Source organism: Tannerella forsythia 92A2 (genome assembly GCF_000238215.1).
GTDB classification, from domain to species: Bacteria; Bacteroidota; Bacteroidia; order Bacteroidales; family Tannerellaceae; genus Tannerella; species Tannerella forsythia.
This window is the reverse complement of sequence record NC_016610.1, coordinates 2942978-2965103: the sequence shown is the minus strand read 5'-3', so window position 1 is coordinate 2965103 and position 22126 is coordinate 2942978. Positions and strand designations below refer to the sequence as shown.

The following is a 22126-nucleotide window of genomic DNA, read 5'->3' as shown; positions in this document are numbered from 1 at the left end:
ACATGCCGGATAGGAAGATTCAGCGATTTTTTATCGGGTGGTCGGCTCTCATCTTGTGGTCGGCATGCAGCCACACGCCCAAAGGAATCATTCCGGAGAAGAAGATGTGTGATTTGTTGGTCGATATGCAGATGGCAGAAACGATCATGAATGACGATCCGTACACTTACGGATCGGTCCGTCAAAAAAACGCCTTGTTCCGGTCGGTCTTTAAGAAGCACAATCTGACGCAGGCAGAATATGACAGTTCATTGATATGGTACGGTAAGAACATTGATATCTATATGCGTGTTCATGATATGGCCATGGCTGAAACAGACAGGCGTATAAAAGCGCTCGGTGAGGTGGAGGCCGAAACATTTGATGTCCTGCCGTCCGATTCGGTCGATCTGTGGGTGGGTAAACGATGTTATATATTTTTTCCCAAGGCGATGACTAACATGGTTGTGTTTGATCTGAAACCCACTGAAGCCTATCCGGCCGATGGCCGTTTCGTATGGGAAATGCAAGTCTGGGGATTGACCCCCGAAAAGCATGTGATGGAATTGAATCTGCGTGCCGACGTGTCCGATTCGACCCTTGTTGTAAAAGATTCGATCGTCGGGAACGGTTTTTACCAATATACTTTGCAGGGTACGCCATACGATCCGGTACAGCGTGTTTACGGGTATATCCGTTTGAAGAAGTCACCGGCTATTCCGTATCCCAAAATCTACATTGACCGAATCCGGCTGATGAGATACAGGGTCGGAGAGTAGGTGTTTTTGTGCATGTTCCCTTAGTCTGTTGATATATTCGTTCAGGCGGCGGCGTTCGTGTTCTTCCTTCGAAACAGATGGAGGAGCAACATGGAATTGTTTATAAGCCTGTGCATTCCATGCATTGCGTTTTTTGGCGCGGCGACTCGGCCAGAAGACAGTTCGGGCAAGGCCTTCGGCATCGAACGATATGGAAGGCACCGGAAGCGTTTGCCAGTCATCTGCCGTCGCTTTTTTTACATTCATTTTCATCAACCGTTTCATCTCCTCGATTTGTTTTTCCGATAACATCATTCCTCCTGCTTTGTTTGTACCTCTATACGGATCGGTTGCCGAATGGTTCTCCGGGCCATACAGGCTGAAAACGTAAGGCGGGAGCAGATGAAGCTCACGATGGCTTTCAGGTTGGATGATGCTGTCGAACGATTTGACGATGGGTAATTCCAGCGGGCTGTGTTTCATCTGATCGGGTGTGAGAGCGGGTTTGATCAGCGTACCGGATCGGATGGCTCGCAGGGTTTCTTCGTTCAGTTTTAGCTTTTCCTGACCCGACAACACGCGCTGCAACCACAGCGAGTCTTTTGCCGACCAGTTTTTCTGTGCCAATGCGGTGATACACACCTGCAATCCCAAGACTAAAAACAACACGTAGCGTCTTTCCATAGCCCGATATATATTTTTTAGGCAAAAATAAAGCGCAGTCCCTGAAAAGTTCGTGCGCTTGTATGTAAAAAAACGTAGAAGATGTTTATTTCAAAAAAAATAAATGATTTTCCATCGATGTTTTGCCAAAAAAGATGGATTCGATGTGTATATCCTCTGACAGTGCACCATCCACCATTAAATGATATCAGGCTCTCAGCCCTTGTGCCTTCTTTGGATGTTTAGTTGTTTAGTTGTTGAATTGTTGGCTGAATACTGAATGCTGACGGCTGACCGCACTGCATTCCCCCTTTGAAGGGATAACATCCCCCCTTTGCTTCGCTCTTTCCCCCCTTTTTGAAGGGGGGCTGGGGGGGATGTTCCTCTGCGTTCGGATACCGTGTACCATGCATAACAATTAACAATTAATTTGTCATTCAGAGCGAAGCGAAGAATCTCTTTTCTTCCCCCCGCGGGATTCCTCACGGTGTTCGGAATGACAAAGGGGGTTATTTGCGTCCATTTGCGTCATCTGCGTTCGGATACCGTGTACCACGCATAACAATTGACAATTGACCATTAACAATTAATTTGTCATGCCCATGGTTCGGTGCGTTTCAAACGAATCAAACACCCGCAGGGCTTTAAATCTCCTGTTCTATTTTGTATTTGTTACGGTTCGGAGCATTACGCGAGATCAGTTCGCCGATAAATCCGGCGAGAAAGAGCTGCGTACCGATCACCATAGCCGTAAGTGAGATGTAAAAGTAGGGCGAAGTCGTAACGAGGGGACGCAAGTCACCGTCGTAGATGGAAATCAATTTCATGATCAGCACGGCGACGAGCGCTGCGAATCCGATCAGGAACATCACGCTTCCCCATAGCCCGAAGAAGTGCATGGGTTTTTTTCCGAACTTCGAGGTGAACCAGAGTGAAATCAGGTCTAAATATCCATTGACGAAGCGGTCGAGACCGAACTTCGTTTCGCCGTACTTGCGCGCCTGATGATGGACGACCTTTTCACCGATCTTATTGAATCCGGCAATTTTGGCTAAATAGGGGATATAGCGATGCATGTCGTTATATACCTCGATATTCTTCACCACTTCGCGTCGATACGATTTCAGTCCGCAGTTAAAATCGTGCAGATTGATGCCCGAGAACTTCCGTGCCGTAGCGTTGAAGAGTTTCGACGGGAGGTTCTTTGTCAGCTTGTTGTCGTAGCGTTTCTTCTTCCATCCCGACACGATATCGTAGCCGTCTTCCTTAATCATCCGGTAGAGCTCGGGGATTTCGTCGGGACTGTCCTGCAAGTCGGCATCCATTGTAATGATCACGTCGCCTTCGGCGCGTTGGAATCCGCAGTGCAGTGCCGGCGATTTGCCGTAATTGCGGCGGAACTTGATGCCTTTCACATGTGCCGACTGTCGTGCCAGATGTTCGATCACCTGCCATGAATGATCGGTACTTCCGTCGTTGACAAAAATGATTTCGTAGCTGAAATGATGCTCATTCATTACCCGTTCGATCCACGCGTGCAATTCAGGAAGCGATTCGGCTTCGTTATACAGAGGTACGACTACTGATATATCCATTGATCTTTTACATTGTTTCGGTTGGCAAAGGTAAAATAAAAATTTGTTTAAGGGAAATTCCGTCTCTTGTATAAAACGTGCGCCGGACACAAACGAAACGATGTATCCGGCGCAACCATGAAAACAAAAATTTCTATAATCTCTCCCTCTTTTCGAGCCTCTTGTCGGATTCGAACCAACGACCCCGAGATTACAAATCACGTGCTCTGGCCGGCTGAGCTAAAGAGGCGGGTGGGAAAGCTGCCTACATCGCACCGCTACAACCAAGTACCCTTGCTGCGATCAAGCCCTGGGGGATTCCGAGGGAGCTGGTCGTGTAGGACTTTCCCGGCACAAAGATATGTTCTTTTTTCCGACGGATCAAATTTTTTTTTGTGATTCTGAAAATTCTCGTACTTTTGTGCAAACAAAAAAGTACATGAACACGACCGATCGTTTTCTTCGTTACGTCTCGTTCGATACCCGGTCGGACGAAAAAGCACAGACAACGCCCAGCACCCCCGGACAAATGCATTTGGCCAAATATTTGGCGCGGGAACTGAAGGATATCGGGATGGACGATGTTTCGCTCGATGCCAACGGTTATCTCATGGCTACCTTACCTTCCACCACGCTACGTGAAGGCATCCCCACCATCGGATTTATTGCACACATGGATACCAGCCCCGATATGACGGGTAAGGACGTGAAGCCGCGGATCGTGACGTACGACGGCGGAACGATCGTGCTGAACGAGGCGGAGCAGATCGTGCTCTCGCCCGATACGTTTCCGGAACTGGCGAACTACGTGGGGCAGGAGCTGATCGTTACCGACGGAACTACATTGCTGGGTGCCGACGATAAGGCCGGCATAGCAGCTATCGTATCGGCCATGGAATACCTGCTTGCGCATCCGAAGATCGCTCACGGCAAGGTGCGCGTCGGCTTTACACCCGACGAAGAGATTGGGCGGGGAGCAGACCGGTTCGACGTCGACCGCTTCGGTTGCGATTGGGCGTACACGATCGACGGCGGAGAAATTGGTGAGTTAGAGTACGAGAATTTCAACGCCGCGCAGGCTGTGATCACGATCAAAGGACGGAATGTACATCCGGGGTATGCCCAAAACAAGATGATTAACGCAGCCTTGTTGGCTGCGGAGCTGAGTGTCTCGTTGCCGAACGAGCAGCGGCCGGAGAAGACGAGCGGGTACGAAGGCTTTTTCCATCTCACACGCTTGGAAGCCACGGTCGAGGAGGCTACCTTACATTATATTATTCGCGATCATGACCGGGCTCTTTTCGAGCAGAAGAAAGACTTGCTCCGTACACTCGCGAACAGGATGGAGACGAAGTATCCCGGTTGCGTAACCGTCGAGGTGCGTGACCAGTATTACAATATGCGCGAAATCATCGAGCCGGGAATGGAGGTGATCGAGTACGCGTGCGAGGCGATGCGTGCGGCGGGCGTTACGCCGCGGATCCGTCCGGTGAGGGGCGGTACGGACGGGGCGCGTCTGTCGTTTATGGGGCTGCCCTGCCCGAACTTGTTTGCCGGAGGACTGAATTTTCACGGACGGTACGAATATCTGCCGGTTCGTTCGCTCGAAAAAAGCAAGGAAACGATTATTCAACTATGTCATATAATTACAGATCAAACGAAATAAAAATGAAGACAACACCATTTACCGATTTACACATCGCACTGGGTGCGAAGATGCATGAGTTTGCCGGATATAACATGCCGATCGAATATGCCGGAATTATCGAAGAACATCAGACCGTATGCCAAGGCGTGGGCGTTTTCGACGTCTCGCACATGGGCGAAATCTGGGTCAAAGGGCCGAAAGCGCTCGAACTGCTTCAGAAAGTGACGTCGAACGATGTCGCTTCGCTGCCGGTGGGGAAGGCGCAGTACAGCTATTTCCCCAACGAACAGGGCGGAATCGTCGACGATATCATCGTGTATCATTACGAAGACGAGAAATACCTGCTCGTGGTCAATGCCTCGAACGTGCAGAAAAATTTCGACTGGTGCGTGAAGCACAACACGATGGGCGCCGAGCTTGAAAACGCGTCGGACAATATGGCGCAGCTGGCCGTGCAGGGCCCGAAAGCCGCCGAGGTGATGCAGCGCCTTACGCCGGTCGACCTTTCGTCGATTCCTTACTACGGCTTCGTCACGGGCGAATTTGCCGGATGCCCGGACGTGATCATCTCCAACACCGGCTATACCGGCGCGGGAGGGTTTGAACTGTATTTCTATCCGAACGAAGGACGCAAGATATGGGACGCCCTCTTCGAGGCCGGTAAGCCCGAAGGCATCCGCCCTATCGGACTGGGAGCGCGCGATACGCTGCGTCTGGAGATGGGATTCTGCCTCTACGGAAACGATATCGACGACACGACGTCGCCCATCGCAGCCGGTTTGGGGTGGATCACGAAATTCGTCGACGGCAAAGACTTCGTCAACCGTGCCGCGCTGGAGAAGCAGAAGAAAGAAGGCGTGGCTCGCAAACTTTGTGCTTTTGAACTGTTAGAAAAGGGCGTGCCGCGCAACGGCTACGAAATCGTTTGTCCGCAGGGCGAAGTGATCGGCCGCGTAACGTCAGGTACGATGTCGCCGATGATGAAAATTGGCATCGGGCTCGGCTACGTAGAAGCCGCTCATGCCAAGGTGGGCGAAAACGTTTGCATCCGTGTGCGTAACCGCGACCTGAAGGCGCGGATCGTCAAACCGCCGTTCCGTAAATGAAGAAGAACAGAATCCGTTTCGGCGTAGTCGGTACGAATTTTATTACCGACTGGGTGATAGCCGGTGGGCGCGAAGACGAACGGTTCGAACTCTCGGCCGTCTGTTCGCGCTCGCACGAAACGGCGCGGGCTTTTGCCGATAAACACCGTATCCCGCATACGTTCACCTCGCTCGAAGCAATGGCGGCCAGCCCCCTGATCGATGCCGTTTACATTGCCTCGCCCAACGCCCTTCACGCGCAGCAGGCCATCCTGTGCATACGCCACGGCAAACACGTGCTGTGCGAAAAAGCGCTGGCCTCGAACGCCGCCGAAGCGCGCGAAATGATCGCCACGGCACTCCGTCAAGGCGTCGTGCTGATGGAGGCGATGAAACCGACGCTCACGCCCGGCTTCCGCGCCATCCGCGAGCAACTGCCAAGGGTCGGGACCCTCCGGCGCTATTTTTCCTGCTACTGTCAATACTCATCGCGCTACGACAAACTCAAGGAGGGCGTTGTGCTCAACGCCTTTCAGCCCGCACTGAGTAACGGCGCCACGATGGACATCGGCGTCTATACCATCTATCCCATGGTCGTACTCTTCGGCCGACCGAAGACTGTCCATGCCTCGGGCGTCAGACTCTTCAGCGGTGTCGACGGACAGGCTGCCGTTCAATTTTCATACGACGGTGGTCTTGACGCGACCGTCCTCTACGGTAAAATCGCCGACTCGACGCTGCCCACCGAAATTCAGGGTGAAAACGGAACGATTACGGTCGACCGCATCAACATCATCGGCCGCGTGAGCTTCACCCCCCGCAAAGGCGAAACGATCGACCTGCTCGCGCTTCCCACCCATAACGAATACTACTACGAAATAGCCGAATTTATCGACCTGATCCAATCCGGCACCATGGAATCGGCCGTCAATTCGCACGCTCATTCGTTGATCACGATGGAGATACTCGACGAAATTCGACGTCAGCTCGGCGTGCGCTTCCCTGCCGACGAACGCTGACCGACAATCGCCTTCGCAGGCTCCGGTCACTTCGTCGCAAAGGGTGGAAACCGAATATCCGGCATCCAAACGAACTCTTCAGATTTGAATAAGGTATCCGTTCCTCTTTCGATGCTATATTCCGTATCGGATAAAATATCGAAATCATCGATTTTATCATAACACGACGATAACATCATACATACGACGGCCCCCACCGTCATACCGATTTTCCATGTTCTTTTCATTGCTTTTATCCTTTCCATTTAGTTTGTTAAATAAAGTTTTGTAAATATAAAGGACGGCCGTTCTGTGGTTATGGGCAATCCCTAATACTTGGTGTTTTTTGTCTTGGTATCCCCATTTTTGGCTGTTTGATTTTCTCCTTTTGTCTAAACTTATCGGCTCTTCTCTAAACTTCTGTTGGTGTGATCGGAGGATATTTAGTTGTTTAGATGTTTTTTGTTTAGCATTCAGCCATCAGTATTCAGTTCGTAATTCTTATTAGCGGTCAGTTTTCAGTCAACAATTCAACAACTCAACAATTCAACACCCAAAGAAGGCACAAGGGCTGAAAGCCTGACATAATTTTTCCGTCACTTTTTCTCCGTCACTTTTGGCTTGACCCAAAAGTAACCAAAAAGTCAAGGCTTCGTGCGCTTCACACGACTTCGCTACGCTTGCAGGTCGGAAAATCAGGTAACTTGCTTCGCTTCGGACAGCCTGATTTTCTTTCGCCCCGCTCGCTGCTCCATCGGCTCACCGCCCGAGGCCCATGGGTGAACGCCGAAATTGATGGTAAATTGTTAATTGTCAATGATTATGCAGGGTTATCTGAATGCAAATTTCACGAATGGGCGCAAATTAAAATTTGTGTTCCTTGTCATATAACTTGTGAAACTTGTGGTATCTGAACGCTGAATACTGAAAACTGACGGCTGAATGGATCAATGACTGTATTGTATCCGTGAAAAATAATTAAGGTATTTGATTAACATCACGATGCCCATCACAAACGATGTGCCCAGAATAAGCATTCCCACGACGAACATCCGGATGGCTTCCCATGAGGCTGTTTCAAACTCGTAATATTCCGAGAGCAACGCGAGAGTCATGTATAAACTTCCCATTACGAAGAGTACCGAGAGGATCGATCCCAGAATAACAGCCGGAAGGGTTTGTTTGCGAATCAGAAACAATACCCCCAACACTACCGCCAATCCGATCGTGATCGGATGGAAGGTTCCGATCAGAAGAAGCGCGAAAAATGCTTCGGGAATCCATTTTGTCCATAATTTTGTTTTGTTCATCATTTTCTGTATTTGATTACATCTGATAATAAAACGGACATTGTCTTTTATTATTGTAATGCGTTCGGTTTTTTCTGTTTCGCAGGCCGACGCTTTTCTGCGCCGTAAAAAGAAAACGGCCGCAAGGAGTCATTTCCTTGCAGCCGTCATCCAAAATAGTACTTAGTTTATTGCTCCCTTAACGGTTCGGGCTCCCCCAGAAAGCAAAATTGTTTTTACTTTTCTTCAATCTCGGGCAGAAGAAAATCCGTAAAGCATAATGCGGCCAGCGCCGTACCATAACGGCGTTCGATGGTCATTCCTTCGGTCACGAAATTCAGATCGCCCAGATAAAACTTGCTGTATGTACGCTGATGCAGATCGTTGATGACACGGATCAGACGTGCTTCCAGCTCTTCGATACGGTAACGTCCGCTCACTTCGCAGACCAACCCGCCGGCTTTCTCGTCGAAATTCTCGTCTTTATACATCCAAGCGTATACGAGTCCGGCCGAGATAAACTCATCCTGATAACCGTGCGAGACGGCCATAATCGTTTTCAACTCCGACCCGAACGGAGGCAGATCGACCTCGTCCATCGTCACCAAATGGGCCGTAGCCGGAATGACGGATGAATACGTCATGATGTTAAAATCGGCAATTCCTGCATCGAACAATGCCATGTGATACGAACCCGCATGCTTTTCCAGATCGGAATCACCACTACCTTTTGCCATAAAAAAGGTATTCGGAATCAGATTTCCTACTTTCTTTATCATCTTTCAAATCTGTTTTTAATTCAATTAATATTCTATTGTATGATTCATCCGTCTGCCGTCAATCATCTTTCACAGACATCCAACCCAAACGGGCGACAAAAATACAAACATCTTTTGTATTTTAAGGTGATAGATACAAAATATATTTGGGCGATTTTTCGGAAAAATGCGTACGTATTTTTATTAAAAAACATACACCACGCCAAATCCGGCTGATCCGCGTCCTAATTGAGGCGCCAAGGCAAACTGCCGTCCGTCTGTGTTTATCCCCAGCAGTCGATGCCAAACGGGCAGCATCAGGTAAGCTGCTTCGGCGCTTAATATCCCGACACCCGCACCGGTGATCACGTCGCTTACCCAATGCGCGTTATTGACGACCCGCAATGCACCTACGGCTGCGGCTGCGGCATAACCGCCTATGCCGATCCATGGCGAATGATCACGATATTCCCTGTACAGAATATGCGCTCCCGTGAAAGCTATCGCCGTATGCCCTGACGGGAAAGAGTTGTATTCGCCCCATTGACGGGGACGCTCTACGCTCGTCAGGTCTTTTGTCGTGTAAACTAATGCAAACATAATGGTGTACGACGTAGCCAGAATCATGGTGCGGTCGCGGAAATTGTGTCGAGCCTTGACTCCCGGCACGAAATCAAGTCCCCATGCGACGGCGGCCGGCATGATTAGAAGAGAGTTGTCGATGCCATAATGACGGTCGATATGTTTGTTGACCTGTCCGGCAATGTGTTTGTCGAAACGTCGGACAGGGCCTTCGTTGAACCGTGCAGCCGTGCCGTATGCAAGGCATAACGTCGGGACAATAAATCGGAGGATGGTCGGTCGACGTTTTTTTCCTTCGGTATCAACAAACGAAACGGTAGAAAATCTTTCCGGTGAGAAAGTTGGAGATACATTCGAATCCATTATCGTGGTGTGCGAATCTTTCTCGAGAAAGCGACGATCCTGCGAGAAAGGAACGATACCGAGCGTGTCGCCTTCCGCATGCGTTGCGTGCAGCGAGCTGGCAATGCCGAGCAATAAAAGGAAGTACTTTTTTATCATCCTTCGGTGGGTGTATGGGAGATGAAATAGCGTTGGGTTGCCCATCGGTAAAGGAAAAAGACAAGTACTCCGAGCAGACTCCCCATGATCATCCCGGCCCATACGTCCGACACGAAATGAGCGCCTAAGTAGATGCGCGAATATCCCATCGCCAATGCCCAGACGAAAATACCGATCGTGTACGGCCGCTTACCGATCAGCAATGACGAGAGCATGGCAAAGCCGAAGGCATTCGTCGTATGACCGGAGATGAATCCGTACAGTCCGTTGGCCGTGTATTCTTTCAACAGCCTGACCTGTTCGAGGTAAAGCGGATGCATTGTCGGGCGGAAGCGCGAAAACAAAGGCTTGAAAACAAGGTCGGAGACAATGCTGCAAAGCAGAATAATCAGTCCAATCGAAAGGGAAGCCGGTAACCGGTCAGGTCTCTTACGAAGGTAGAACCAGAACGGTACCAGCACTACCGGACACCAGATGAGCGTACCCGAAAACGGCCACAACAACGCGTCCGTCAGAGGAGTGTGCGTGCTGTTGATCCAAGTAAACAGATCATGCTCGTAGGCCAGCAGTTCTTCCATTTCAACCGGTTTTTTGATTCATGACGACCCCTCTTTTTGTTTCAGTTTTTCGAGCATGTCGCGAGTCATCGTATCCAAATCATATTGCGGCGCCCAATTCCACTCTTCGCGTGCACAGGTGTCGTCCATCATGTTCGGCCACGATTCGGCGATAGCCTGACGCAACGGATCAATGCGGTATTCCATTTCGAAGTCAGGCAGATATTTTCGGATCTGTGCGCAAATAATTTCCGGATCGAAGCTCATCGAAGCGATGTTGAACGCATTCCGGTGTTTGAGTCGCGACGGATCGGCCTCCATGAGTTGAATGGCCGCATGGAGTGCGTCGGGCATATACATCATATCCATAAAGGTGCCGGCTGCGATGGGGCAGAAGAACTTTTCCTGTTTTACGGCCGAATAGAAGATGTCTACGGCATAGTCCGTCGTACCGCCTCCCGGAGGAGCCACATACGAGATCAGTCCCGGAAAACGTACGGCACGCGTATCTACCCCGAAACGACGGAAATAATAGTCACTTACCAGCTCGCCGGTCACTTTCGTCACTCCGTACATCGTATGGGGGCTGCGTACCGTGTCCTGAGGCGTCTTATCTTTCGGTGCGTCCGGCCCGAATGCTCCGATCGAACTGGGGGTAAATACGGCGCATTGCTTCTCGCGCGCTACCTCAAGCACGTTCAACAGTCCGTCCACACCAATCTTCCACGCCAGCTGCGGTTTAGCTTCCGCCACAGCCGAGAGTAACGCTGCCAGATTGTAAATCGTGTCGATCTGATACCGACTCACCGTGTCAGCAATCTGTTGTCTGTTCGTAATGTCTACCAAAGCCGAAGGTCCTGACTCGGCCAAGATTCCTTTAGGCTCCGCACCGGAAATATAACCGGCTACTACATTCCCGTGGTAACGCTTTCTTAATTCCATGGTTAGCTCCGAACCGATCTGCCCGGTCGAGCCTATCACCAATATGTTCTTCATCTTTTTTGTTAATTTAATTAACGAATTACTTCGAATTTTCGAGGCACAAATGTACACGATAAATTTTAATTTATGTACAGCGACATGAAAAGTTTTTGCGTCGTCATGTAATTGGCTCGTTTTGCGTTTACTTCTTTTCTCCTCAAACGATCCGATACAGGCGAAAAAATAAACGACGACCTTGTTTTACGAACCAATAGATAATTCGTAAGTTTGCATCCGTTCGGGAAAGTGTATGTTTCCGGATGATAGCAAAAGACATTATACCATGATATGGACGACAAATCAATAAATAAGCCGGATATCCGGGAGTTTGAATCACTGTTTCGCAGGATGCAGCCGCAACTGTTTGCTTTCTGCCGTAAGTATGTCGATGACGAAGAATGTGCCAGAGATATTGTACAGGAATGTTTTATCGGCTTGTGGGAGCATTATGATGACTCGATACATTCATACGAATCGTATCTGTTTCGATCCGTACATAATCGCTGTTTGTCGTTTATCCGCTCGCGAAAAGTCGGAGCCGCATATTATGAAGATGTTGTCAGATGGCGTATTCGCGAAATCGAATTGCATCCTGAGGAGCCCGACCCCTTAGCCGATCTTTATGTTAAGGAACTGCACGGGATGGTGCACCGTATCGTGGAGAAACTACCCGTAAAATGCCGGAAGATATTTGAAATGAGTCGTTACAGAGGAATGAAAAATCAGGAAATAGCAACGGTGTTAGGGCTTAGCGTCAGGACCGTAGAAGTGCAGATATATAACGCACTGAAAATTTTTAAAACAGCATTTAACGACTATTTATTGATTCTGTTGATTATTTTTTTCGCTTTTCGCTAAGTACTCTCTGCTTTCTGTGCGTCATACTCTAAAAAGAATGATCCCAAAAACATGAAGCAGAACGATACGCTGATCATAAAATATCTGACGGGCAGTGCTTCTTTCGAGGAGCAGGCGGTGTTACTGAAATGGTTGGAAGAAAGCGAAACGAACAAGAGGCATTTCCGTTCGATGAAAGATGCCTATGATTCGGGACGTTTGAAATACGAGCAAAAAAACAGTTGTGTTCAGTCGCAATGGGACATGTTTCGGAAAAACATTTCCGTCAGTCGGAACGCAGACAAACGACTTCTCAACCGTTTCTCTTGGATGCGTTATGTTGCTGTTTTTATCTTGGGGATGCTTTTGGTTTATTGGATTCGTTACATTGTGGAAGAAAAATCGGAGTGCCCCGTGGCTCAAACCCGTATAGAGACAGGGGTCGGCGATAAATCGAAAACGACACTGCCAGATGGGACCGTTGTGTGGCTAAATGCGTGCAGTTCGCTATTGTATGGCGACTTCTTCGGCAAGAGTGAACGAAACGTGTATCTGAAAGGGGAAGCGTATTTTGAGGTAAAAACGGATAAACAACGCCCTTTCTCCGTCTGTACCGAAAGACTGACTTACCGTGTGACAGGGACTTCATTTAATGTATACGCATTCGAAGAAGAAGAGACAAATTCGGTGGCCCTGCTTGAAGGAGGAGTTACGGTCGAAAGTGGAAAATGGGTGTATGCACTCAGCCCGGGAGAAGTATTTACGTATGATAAGAACACCGGTATTTTTACAGTCGAGAAGAAAGATGTGGAACATTTATCTTCATGGCGTCGGGGCGAATTTGTTTTCGATAAGATGACGTTCGGCGAGTTGATCCATCGCCTCGAACGACTGTATCATGTGAAATTCGTCTGTGACAACCTCGAAGTACAACAGACCGCTTTCGGGGGTACACTCAAAGATTATGACTCACTCGAAACCGTCATGAACGTACTGAAGACAAGTCTCCATCTCAGTTATACCATAGAAGAAAATACAGTGTTTATCCGATGATGTTCAAACAGATTAACAAATATATAAACCTTTAAAGATAGGAGGGAGGCGTATGATATAGAGAAGAAAATAAGAACCAAATCAGGGGTGTCTCTGCTTGTTCGGAAATAACCCGACTGACTGTTCGACAGGGACAGTCTGCGTTTTTTTAAATCAAATAATAACAATTGTTCAATTAAAATCGCAATACAACAAATAAAATATGGAAAATGCATTGAACTATAGGAAAGGTCATTTTCTTCGGACCTTACGAAAATTATGCTTGAAAATCGGTCTGACAGCCATTGTCATGTTATCTGTCTCGCCCGTTTTACAGGCTGATGTAACGCATTCGCAGAATGCAAAAATCAATCTTGCTCTTGAGAACGTAACGCTCCCCGATGTCTTTCGTGAGATCGAGAAACAGTCGGAGTATCGTTTCTTCTACAATCGTGCAATCGTAGATACGGAATCCAGACTGAATATCCGGGTAGGAGAGAAGGAACTGCCGGAGATACTTGATCAGCTGTTCAGAAATACCGATATGAATTACAAGCTGGTGGACAAGTATATTGTGATCACTCACAAAGAGAAAGCCGGAACAGGCCATTCCGGTTTACGGCAAGCTGCTGACAGGAGGTCGGTTTCCGGAAGGATTACGGACGCGCAAGGTGAACCGGTGATTGGCGCCAACGTCGTAGAGGCGGGAACGACCAACGGTACGGTAACGGATATCGACGGACGTTTTACGCTCGAAATTTCCGGCGGAGCAACCTTACATGTTTCGTACATTGGGTATATTGAGCAGACGGTCTCTACTGCAGGAAAAGATGTGATCGATGTGATTCTTCGCGAAGATACAAAGGCACTCGAAGAAGTGGTAGTGGTAGGTTACGGCGTGCAGAAGAAAGCGAACCTGACCGGATCCGTTTCCACTGTCAAATACAATCAGGAGTTAGAGAACCGGCCGATTACGGATCCTTCGCAGGCTCTTTCCGGAAAAATATCCGGCGTATGGGCCAGCCAAAACTCCGGTGCGCCGGGTGCCGACGGTGCAACAATTCGTGTTCGTGGCTACGGCACGCTGAACAATACCGATCCGATGATACTCATTGACGGAGTGGAAGGACGTATGTCGGACGTGAATCCGAGTGACATTGCCTCGATCACGGTTCTTAAAGATGCAGCATCGGCTGCGATCTACGGCTCCCGTGCAGCCAATGGCGTCGTCTTGATCGAGACGAAGAAAGGCGAAGGGGAACAGGTGCACATCAACTATAACGGTTATTTTGGTATGCAACAGTTGGGACGAAAGTATGATCTGATCACCGACAGCCCGCATTATATGCAGCTGTGGAATAAAGCTGTCACAAACGAAGGCGGTGATCCGTTGTTCCCGCAGGATGTCATCGATGCTTTTGCTTCCGGCAATGATCCATATAAATATCCGAGTACGAATTATTTCGATGAAGTATTCCGTAATGCTTTTACGACACAGCATAACGTGTCCGCAACATTTGGCGGAAAAAAATCGAACAGCTACCTTTCGATGGGTTACCTGAAAAACAACGGAACGATCAAGAATACCGACTCGGAACGTTATAACCTCTCTATCAACAGCGAAGCCAAAGTAGGCGAGTGGTTGACCTTCGGTGGGAGAGGACGTGTGATGCGTACCGTATCGAATCAGCCGTTTGTCGATTATGACGGTGATTACTCTTCGGGGATCGAACGTGTTTTCTACATGATGTCTAACGGACATCCGTTCTCTACCCCCTATTTGCAGGACGGGAAAACATACGGGGGCACACAGGCGCTCTATCTTTCGGGGCCGAAAGCCGGACTGCCCATTGTCGATACTCGCAATCCGTTCCCCGATTTGTATAATGGAAAGAACGAAACGACAACGAACTTCCTCAAAGGAAATGTGTATGCTACATTACACCTGTTTGAGGGGCTGACACTGAGTGCGCATTACAGCGGGCAGTATTGGCATCGGAATATCGATAATTACAATCAACTGGCAACCTGCTATACGGACCTGAACCGGTCGAACCCCACGAAACCGCTCGATTATCCGTCTACGTTGGAGATATCGCGTATTATGGTCGATGAATATTATTCGACATTCTTTACGAATTTGAATTATAACCGTGTATTGAACAAAATCCATGATGTGAGTTTATTGCTTGGATATCAGCAGGAGGCTACGACTCGTCGTTATACGAAAACGAAAAAAACGGATCCGTCCAAACCCGAACTGCATCAGGTCGCTTCGGGAACGAAGAATCCTTTTGCTGACGGAAATAAATACATGTGGCGAATGATGTCGTGGTTCGGCCGTATTAACTATGCGTTGAACGGAAAATACCTGGCTGAGGTCAACCTGCGCGCCGATGCGTCTTCGCGTTTTGCCAAAGGACATCGTTGGGGCGTTTTTCCGTCTTTCTCGGCCGGCTGGCGTCTGGGGGAAGAACGGTTTATCAAGAACCTCGATCTGTTCAGTAATTTGAAGTTGCGCGCTTCGTGGGGAAAACTCGGAAATCAGAACATCGGAAACACAGCCAATCCGAGCAATGCCAATTATTTCCCTTACCTGACCGTTATTACACAGGATTATCCGAACAGTTATAATTTCAATAATACCCTGGTGCCCGGTGCAGCGATCACGGCTCTTGTCGATCCGAATATTACCTGGGAAACGACAACCTCAACCGATTTTGGGTTCGATATGGGATTCCTGAATAATCGCCTGAATCTCGAAGCTGATTACTTTCAGCGTCTGACAACCGATATTATCGTGCAGCTTCCTATCCCGTCGGTTTTGGGAAATATGGGAGCACCGTTCGAGAATGTCGGTAAAATGAAGAACACCGGAATGGAATTGGGGATAAATTGGCAAGACCAGGACAAAGCCTCGGGCTTGTCATACAGCATCGGAGCAAATCTGACGTATGTAGACAACAAAGTGACAAAATTTCGCGGAGGCAAATCTCCGGACCAACTTTTCCTCATCCGCGAAGGCTATTCGTATAAGACATTGTACGGTTTTATTCAGGAGGGTATCTATCAGACCGACGAAGAAGGTGCAACACACATGAAAAACAATAGCTTTAAGCCTAAAGCCGGCTATATTCGCTACAAGGATGTAAACGGAGACGGCAAACTGGATTATCGCGATAAAGAGGAAATCGGTAATACGATCCCGAAATTTACATACGGTATCAACGGTAATCTGTCGTGGAAAGGCTTTGACCTGAATGTACAGTTCTCGGGAATAGCCGGAGTAAAGGGATATTTTAGAAATGATTGGACGATTCCGTTAGGCGTATCCGGAGGGACGATCACGAAGAAGTGGGAAGGTGCATGGACACCGGAAAATAAGAACAATGAAATTCCCTTGGTTACGCTCGATGCCGACTGGCATCGTCAAGAGTCGTCGTTCTGGTCATGCGATATGTCATGGTTTAAGTTGAAAAACATACAGATAGGTTATAATGTGCCGAAAGATATAGCTCGCAGTCTGTTTCTACAAAAACTGTATATCTATTTGAATGCAACGGATGTCTTCACCATCGTAAGCAGTAAATACGAAGGATTTGATCCCGAACGGGATTCGTTTGATCGGGGGGACTATCATTATCCGATTCCGCGTGTCTTCTCTTTGGGACTGAATGTAAGTTTTTGATGTTTAACAATTCAAAATGAAAGAATGATGAAAAAAATAATCTATATGATGCTCACCGTCACATTGACGGGACTCAGCTCATGCGAAAGTTATCTGGATGTATTGCCGGATGATAAGATTACGAATGAGACCTTTTGGACTTCGTCCGACGATGCGAAACTGGCCTTGAACGGGGTGTACAGTGTATTGAGAAATAATTTTGTGTACGGTTACGGAGGCGGCTATGACGCCTGTACGCCGAATGCCTATCAGTGGGCGCATTGGGAAGGCAAACAGAAACAGGTCGGTAACGGAACGATTACGTCCGGTATCGGAGGAATCGTTTCCAATCGCTGGAAATATTGTTACGGGGGAATTTACCGTGCAAATTACTTCCTGGAAAACGTAGATAAGATTCCGAATATGGATGCGGCAGCAAAAGAAGTGATGTTGGGCGAAGTATATTTCTTACGCGCTTTGTTCTACGATCTGCTGGTACGTTCGTATGGAGGCGTTCCGCTAATTCTCAAAACAATCACGCCGGAGGAAGGACGTAAGGTAAGTCGCGCTTCCGCCGAAGATATCTGGAAACAGGTACGTCAAGACTTCGACGAAGCCATCAAGCGTCTGCCCAAAAACTCTTCGGATAACGGACGGGCGACATTGGGCGCAGCCTTAGGGATGAAGATGAAAACGTATATGTACACCTCCGAATGGGACAACGTGCTGGAATATTGCGATAAAATTGACGCGTTGAATAAATATAAGCTTTTCCCCACGTATTACGGGCTGTTCCAGTATGAAAACGAAGGCAATGCCGAAACGCTCTTTGCCCTGAGCTTTATGGACGGGGTGTTTCAGCAGGGAAGTATTTTCGACCGTTACTGGCAGCCCCAGAATCTGAAATACGGAATCGACGGCTCCAACTCGGTTGCGCCGACTCAATTGCTGGTCGATGAGTATGAAACGCTCGACGGTAGTCCGGTCGACAGGAATGATCCTTACAAAAACAGAGATCCTCGTCTGGATTTTACCATCCTGCGTCCGGGCGCTTATTTTCAGGGGCAGTTGTATCCGACCGAGATCAAGAACCATACGGGGCAGAAGGTCGGTTTCGGTATCCGTAAATATACGATCGAGACTATGCCGGTCGTAGGGCGTCAATCTCCTCTCGACTTTATGATTCTGCGTTATGGCGACGTGCTGCTGTGTCGCGCCGAAGCGATGATCGAGCTGAATAAGGATATCGACGGAGCGATTGATCTGATTAACCGTATCCGTACCGAACGCAAAGACGTGAAGATGCCGCCGGTGAAGAAGGGAGTAGGGCAGGCCGAAGCCCGGAAAGCGTTGCGTCATGAACGGCGTATCGAACTCGCGCTCGAGGGGCAATTCTGGGATGATATCAAGCGTTGGAATGCCGGACCGGAATACTATCCGTGTGACGTGTTCGGAGCCTTGGGCGAAAAGCTGGAGACAAAGTTTCCGAACGGATATAATGTAAAGAAAGACAATGTACTTCCGATTCCCGACAGTGAGATTTCACTCAACAACAATTTGAAACAGAATGAAGGGTATTGATAGGAAAGGAGGATCAGTTATGAAATTATCGCGTCGTTCTTTTTTAGCGCAAAGCGCGGCCGGCATTGCGACCGGATTGGGAGTACCGACATTTGCAGCAAACGCTGTCCCGGAAATTTCCGGGACAGCGTCCGGCAAGCAACAGATGCAGGGACGCCTCAAACTTGCGGTATCAACGTATTCGTATTGGGGCTTCCGTGAACGTAAAGATTCCATCGAATCGTGTATTCTCAAAGCTGCCGATATGGGTATCGAAGGGGTCGATGTACTGCATCGTCAGATGGAAAGCGAAGACAATAGTTATTTGCAGAAGCTGAAACGATTGGCCTACGAGAACGGAATCGCTCTGGTGTGCCTCTGCATTCATCAGGGATGGGTGAATCCCGATAAGGAATATCGTCAGCGGATGGTAGATCATACAATCCGTTGCATCCGATTGGCTTATAAGATGGGAATTCCTGCGTTGCGTCTGAATTCGGGCACATGGGGAACCAGCGGCTCGTTCGATAACCTGATGAAAGCGCGTGGAATTGAAAAGCCTGTTGAAGGATATACGGATAATGACGCCTTCGGGTGGGTAGAAGATGCGATCTACAAATGCCTGCCCGTAGCCGAAGAGTGTGGCGTGACACTCGCTCTGGAGAATCACTGGGGTATCGCCGGTACACCCGAAGGGATGCTTCGTATCAAGAATGATGTCCGTTCCAACTGGTTGAAATTACTGGTAGATACGGGTAATTTCCTCGAAGAGCCTTATGACAAACTGGCTCAGGTGCTTCCCGAAGCGATTTTTATCTCGGCCAAGACGTATAACGGAGGAGGAACCTGGTACACGCTCGATCTGGACTATGATCGTATCATCAAACAGATCTACGATGTCGGATTCAGAGGATACCTTACACTTGAGTTCGAAGGCAAGGAAAACCCCGATACGGCCGTACCAGCTTCGATAAAGATGCTGAAGGGCTATATCGACAAGTATTACACGGACTATATCGCCCGGTAGTTACGCTCTCTTCTCATAAAAAGAGCCTGCCCCACACCCTGTGTAGGACGGGCTTTTTTCAGAAATCAGTCTATGGGGTTAATGTTCAACTTATCTGTTCAACCCAAATTACGCGGTACCCTATTGGGCGTTTACCATTAATAATGGACGTACGAATGTACGACAAGGGTTACGTCAGGCTTACAGCCCTCCGCCGAAATGTGAAGCCTTTTTCCCCAACGCTTCGCATTGGGCTGAATGATCTCGCCCCCTATTTATTAATGGTTAATTGTCATGCCGGGTACATGATTCGGCGTGTAACACACATAACCATTACCCGAAAGGGCTGAAAGCCAGATATATTTCAGCCCCATCCCGTAAGGGTGGGGGATCCATGCCCATATCTTGGTTAGAGGGCTGAAGGCCTGAATTAAATTCATTCTTATTGGTTCTATTGCGGAATCTGGGTTCAAGACTGCCCCAAATATAAATAACCTTGAAAACTTGTCGAAGATATAAAGATTTAACGTGTGCGTTCTGATCGGATCGTAATCCTTTTCTTTGTAAAACATAAAAAAGATGTATCTTTGCGCCCTCCAAAACCACATATTTAGTTCAATGGGATAAACTTTTAACAGATAAATAAAATGAGAATAACTTCTTACAAATTATTACTTTTTATAATGACGCTTTTTTGCGGTTTTATCGGCCGTACAGAAGCCCGGTCAGTCACAAAAATCGAGCTTGGAGGGAACTCAATGCTTCAGGTAGGGACAAATGCAACCATTACAGCCACTGTTTCTCCTTCGGATGCTGCGAATAAGGCTCTCAAGTGGGAAAGTTCAAATGTTGGCGTCGTAGAAATAGTCAGAAGCAATAATAACAATGCTTTTATAAAAGCATATAGTACCGGTTCGGCCTGGATCACCGCTACCGCACAGGACGGCAGCGGCGTGACAGGCAGTATCCGCATCACTGTCATACGCTTGATCAATAAAATTATCCTTGGTATACCGGGATCATTTTTAGATATCGGTGTAACGACGGAATTGCCCGTAAGGGTCGAACCCTCTGATGCCACCGGCAAAGATGATTTGAATTGGGACACCAGCAACCCCGATGTTATTTCCGTTACATCTACAGGGCAAATCACAACTCACAAGACGGGAACGGCTGTCATAACAGCTACTGCAAAAGACGGTTCCGGCGTGAGTGGCCAGCTCGCGATCAAAGTCCACAGACCGGTAAGAAAAGTAATTATCGACGGAGGAGATATTACGCTCAAAGAAACCGAAAGAAAGCAACTTACGGCGACGATACAGCCCGCTGATGCATCGGTACAATCCATCAGCTGGCGAATAGACGATAAATCAGTCGCAACAGTAACTTCTTCGGGCTATCTGATAGCAAAGAGAGTAGGGAAAACGACTGTCACGGCATGGTCGGACGATCGGGATGGCGGTTTTCCCAAAGGATCTGTCGAAGTAACTGTAGAGCCATACGAAAACAAACACACACCCGTAGAGAGCGTTGCCATTCGGGAAGGAAATCAAGACTTGAAAGTGAACGATGTAAAACGCCTGACACCCGTAATAACACCTGATAATGCGACGAATAAGAATATGACGTGGGCGAGCAGTAAAGCGGATATTGCGTCGGTCAGCGCCAACGGACTTGTAAAAGCTCACAAAGCCGGCGAAACAACCATTACGGTTACGACTGTCGACGGAGCAAAGACGGCATCCGTACAAATAAAAGTCACGGCTGCTGCCGTTCCTCCTCCTCCTGTCACTTCGGTGACGGGAGTCAGCCTGAACAAGTCGAGTCTTACGCTCCCGGTGGGCGGCAAAGAAGTACTGACGACGACCGTTACCCCCCATAATGCTACGAACCGGAACGTAACATGGTCGAGCAGCAATGAAGCCGTCGCATCGGTAGACGATAAGGGGGAAGTGACTGCTCACAAAGCCGGCGAAACAACCGTTACGGTTACGACTGTCGACGGAGCAAAGACGGCATCCGTACAAATAAAAGTCACGGCTGCTGCCGTTCCTCTTCCTCCTGTCACTTCGGTGACGGGAGTCAGCCTGAACAAGTCGAGTCTTACGCTTCCGGTGGGCGGCAAAGAAGTACTGACGGCAACCGTTACCCCCCATAATGCTACGAACCGGAACGTAACATGGTCGAGCAGCAATGAAGCCGTCGCATCGGTAGACGATAAGGGGGAAGTGACTGCGTACAAAGCCGGCGAAACAACCGTTACGGTCACGACTGTCGACGGTAGTAAGACCGCAACATGTAAGGTCATCGTACAACACATTACTAACGCCAATGTCGAGGTCGGTGAAGTCTTCGCCGTGTGGAGTGAAAACGGGCGGCTGCATATTGATTCGCCGGCTGCCGAAACGGTTGATATTTATAGCATAAATGGCGGGTTGCTTGGCCGTATCATTAAAATTCCCGGAAAGGTTGCGCACGATCTCCATCTTTCCTCACAGAGCGTGCTTATCGTAAGAGGTTCGTCGGGCTGGACACGTAAAATTAAACTGTGAGACAGAATTATTTCCGTATAAAAGCAAGTGTCTCTTTTATCGGATATCGGATAGCCGTTATTTTTAACATAATGGGATGCAGCGTTCGACCGCTTGGTT

General features: G+C 48.5%; 19 protein-coding genes and 1 tRNA gene. 10 read left to right on the top strand and 10 right to left on the bottom strand.

Going from position 1 to position 22126, the window contains the following annotated elements:
- The first annotated feature begins 2 nt into the window (after positions 1-2).
- On the top strand, positions 3-758 hold the full coding sequence (locus BFO_RS12095; RefSeq protein WP_041590927.1) for a DUF4296 domain-containing protein: 756 nt from the start codon (positions 3-5) through the stop codon (positions 756-758).
- Here the strand turns inward: BFO_RS12095 and BFO_RS14585 are convergent.
- From BFO_RS14585 to BFO_RS12080, 3 genes are all read right to left on the bottom strand, one after another.
- Positions 687-1421, bottom strand: a complete 735-nt coding sequence (locus BFO_RS14585; RefSeq protein ID WP_052299295.1) for a DUF4858 domain-containing protein — start codon at positions 1419-1421, stop codon at positions 687-689. The two genes, BFO_RS12095 and BFO_RS14585, sit on opposite strands and share 72 nt — an antisense overlap.
- 623 nt (positions 1422-2044) lie before the next feature.
- Positions 2045-2995, bottom strand: a complete 951-nt coding sequence (locus tag BFO_RS12085; protein WP_041590926.1) for a glycosyltransferase family 2 protein — start codon at positions 2993-2995, stop codon at positions 2045-2047.
- 155 nt (positions 2996-3150) lie between these two features.
- A tRNA-Thr gene (locus tag BFO_RS12080) sits at positions 3151-3224 on the bottom strand.
- 189 nt (positions 3225-3413) lie between these two features.
- Between BFO_RS12080 and pepT the strand changes: the two genes are divergently transcribed.
- From pepT to BFO_RS12065, 3 genes are read left to right on the top strand one after another with little or no spacing between them, the layout of a single operon-like run.
- Positions 3414-4640, top strand: coding sequence for a peptidase T (gene pepT, locus BFO_RS12075; RefSeq protein ID WP_014226045.1), 1227 nt, complete (start codon positions 3414-3416; stop codon positions 4638-4640).
- Positions 4641-4642: 2 nt separating this feature from the next.
- Positions 4643-5728, top strand: coding sequence for a glycine cleavage system aminomethyltransferase GcvT (gene gcvT, locus BFO_RS12070; protein WP_014226044.1), 1086 nt, complete (start codon positions 4643-4645; stop codon positions 5726-5728).
- Positions 5725-6726 carry a Gfo/Idh/MocA family protein gene (locus tag BFO_RS12065; protein WP_014226043.1) on the top strand — a complete coding sequence of 334 codons (1002 nt, stop codon included), beginning with the start codon at positions 5725-5727 and terminating at the stop codon, positions 6724-6726. Before gcvT ends, BFO_RS12065 begins: the two co-directional genes overlap by 4 nt.
- Before the next feature lie 26 nt (positions 6727-6752).
- Here BFO_RS12065 and BFO_RS12060 read toward each other — a convergent pair whose 3' ends face one another.
- From BFO_RS12060 to BFO_RS12035, 6 genes are all read right to left on the bottom strand, one after another.
- The gene (locus BFO_RS12060; protein ID WP_140230635.1) at positions 6753-6953 is read right to left on the bottom strand and encodes a hypothetical protein; all 201 of its coding nucleotides are present in this window, start codon (positions 6951-6953) and stop codon (positions 6753-6755) included.
- A gap of 699 nt (positions 6954-7652) precedes the next feature.
- Entirely contained in the window at positions 7653-8018 is a 366-nt protein-coding gene (locus BFO_RS12055; RefSeq protein ID WP_041590925.1) for a hypothetical protein, read from the bottom strand.
- Positions 8019-8230: 212 nt separating this feature from the next.
- Positions 8231-8773 carry a pyruvoyl-dependent arginine decarboxylase gene (locus tag BFO_RS12050; RefSeq protein WP_014226038.1) on the bottom strand — a complete coding sequence of 181 codons (543 nt, stop codon included), beginning with the start codon at positions 8771-8773 and terminating at the stop codon, positions 8231-8233.
- A gap of 183 nt (positions 8774-8956) precedes the next feature.
- Entirely contained in the window at positions 8957-9835 is an 879-nt protein-coding gene (locus tag BFO_RS12045) for a phosphatase PAP2 family protein (protein ID WP_014226036.1), read from the bottom strand.
- Entirely contained in the window at positions 9832-10413 is a 582-nt protein-coding gene (locus BFO_RS12040; protein WP_014226035.1) for a phosphatase PAP2 family protein, read from the bottom strand. Before BFO_RS12040 ends, BFO_RS12045 begins: the two co-directional genes overlap by 4 nt.
- Positions 10414-10431: 18 nt before the next feature.
- Positions 10432-11388, bottom strand: coding sequence for an NAD-dependent epimerase/dehydratase family protein (locus BFO_RS12035; protein ID WP_014226034.1), 957 nt, complete (start codon positions 11386-11388; stop codon positions 10432-10434).
- A 273-nt stretch (positions 11389-11661) separates the two neighbouring features.
- Here BFO_RS12035 and BFO_RS12030 point away from each other — a divergent pair, with 273 nt between their 5' ends.
- The 5 genes from BFO_RS12030 (at position 11662) to BFO_RS12010 (ending at position 19496) form a co-directional block, all read left to right on the top strand.
- Entirely contained in the window at positions 11662-12231 is a 570-nt protein-coding gene (locus tag BFO_RS12030; protein WP_014226032.1) for an RNA polymerase sigma-70 factor, read from the top strand.
- A gap of 51 nt (positions 12232-12282) precedes the next feature.
- Positions 12283-13263 (top strand): FecR family protein, encoded by a 981-nt coding sequence (locus BFO_RS14580; protein ID WP_014226031.1) that lies wholly within the window; start codon positions 12283-12285, stop codon positions 13261-13263.
- Positions 13264-13465: 202 nt separating this feature from the next.
- Positions 13466-16930 carry a TonB-dependent receptor gene (locus tag BFO_RS12020; protein ID WP_014226030.1) on the top strand — a complete coding sequence of 1155 codons (3465 nt, stop codon included), beginning with the start codon at positions 13466-13468 and terminating at the stop codon, positions 16928-16930.
- Positions 16931-16954: 24 nt separating this feature from the next.
- The gene (locus tag BFO_RS12015) at positions 16955-18490 is read left to right on the top strand and encodes a RagB/SusD family nutrient uptake outer membrane protein (protein WP_014226029.1); all 1536 of its coding nucleotides are present in this window, start codon (positions 16955-16957) and stop codon (positions 18488-18490) included.
- A gap of 19 nt (positions 18491-18509) precedes the next feature.
- Positions 18510-19496: a sugar phosphate isomerase/epimerase family protein gene (locus tag BFO_RS12010; RefSeq protein ID WP_014226028.1), complete on the top strand. Its 987-nt coding sequence runs from the start codon at positions 18510-18512 to the stop codon at positions 19494-19496.
- A 257-nt stretch (positions 19497-19753) separates the two neighbouring features.
- On the opposite strand, the gene BFO_RS15695 is transcribed toward BFO_RS12010, so the two are convergent.
- The gene (locus BFO_RS15695) at positions 19754-19915 is read right to left on the bottom strand and encodes a hypothetical protein (RefSeq protein ID WP_155642600.1); all 162 of its coding nucleotides are present in this window, start codon (positions 19913-19915) and stop codon (positions 19754-19756) included.
- A gap of 207 nt (positions 19916-20122) precedes the next feature.
- Here BFO_RS15695 and BFO_RS14575 point away from each other — a divergent pair, with 207 nt between their 5' ends.
- Positions 20123-22027, top strand: a complete 1905-nt coding sequence (locus BFO_RS14575) for an Ig-like domain-containing protein (RefSeq protein WP_014226027.1) — start codon at positions 20123-20125, stop codon at positions 22025-22027.
- Positions 22028-22126 lie beyond the last annotated feature (99 nt).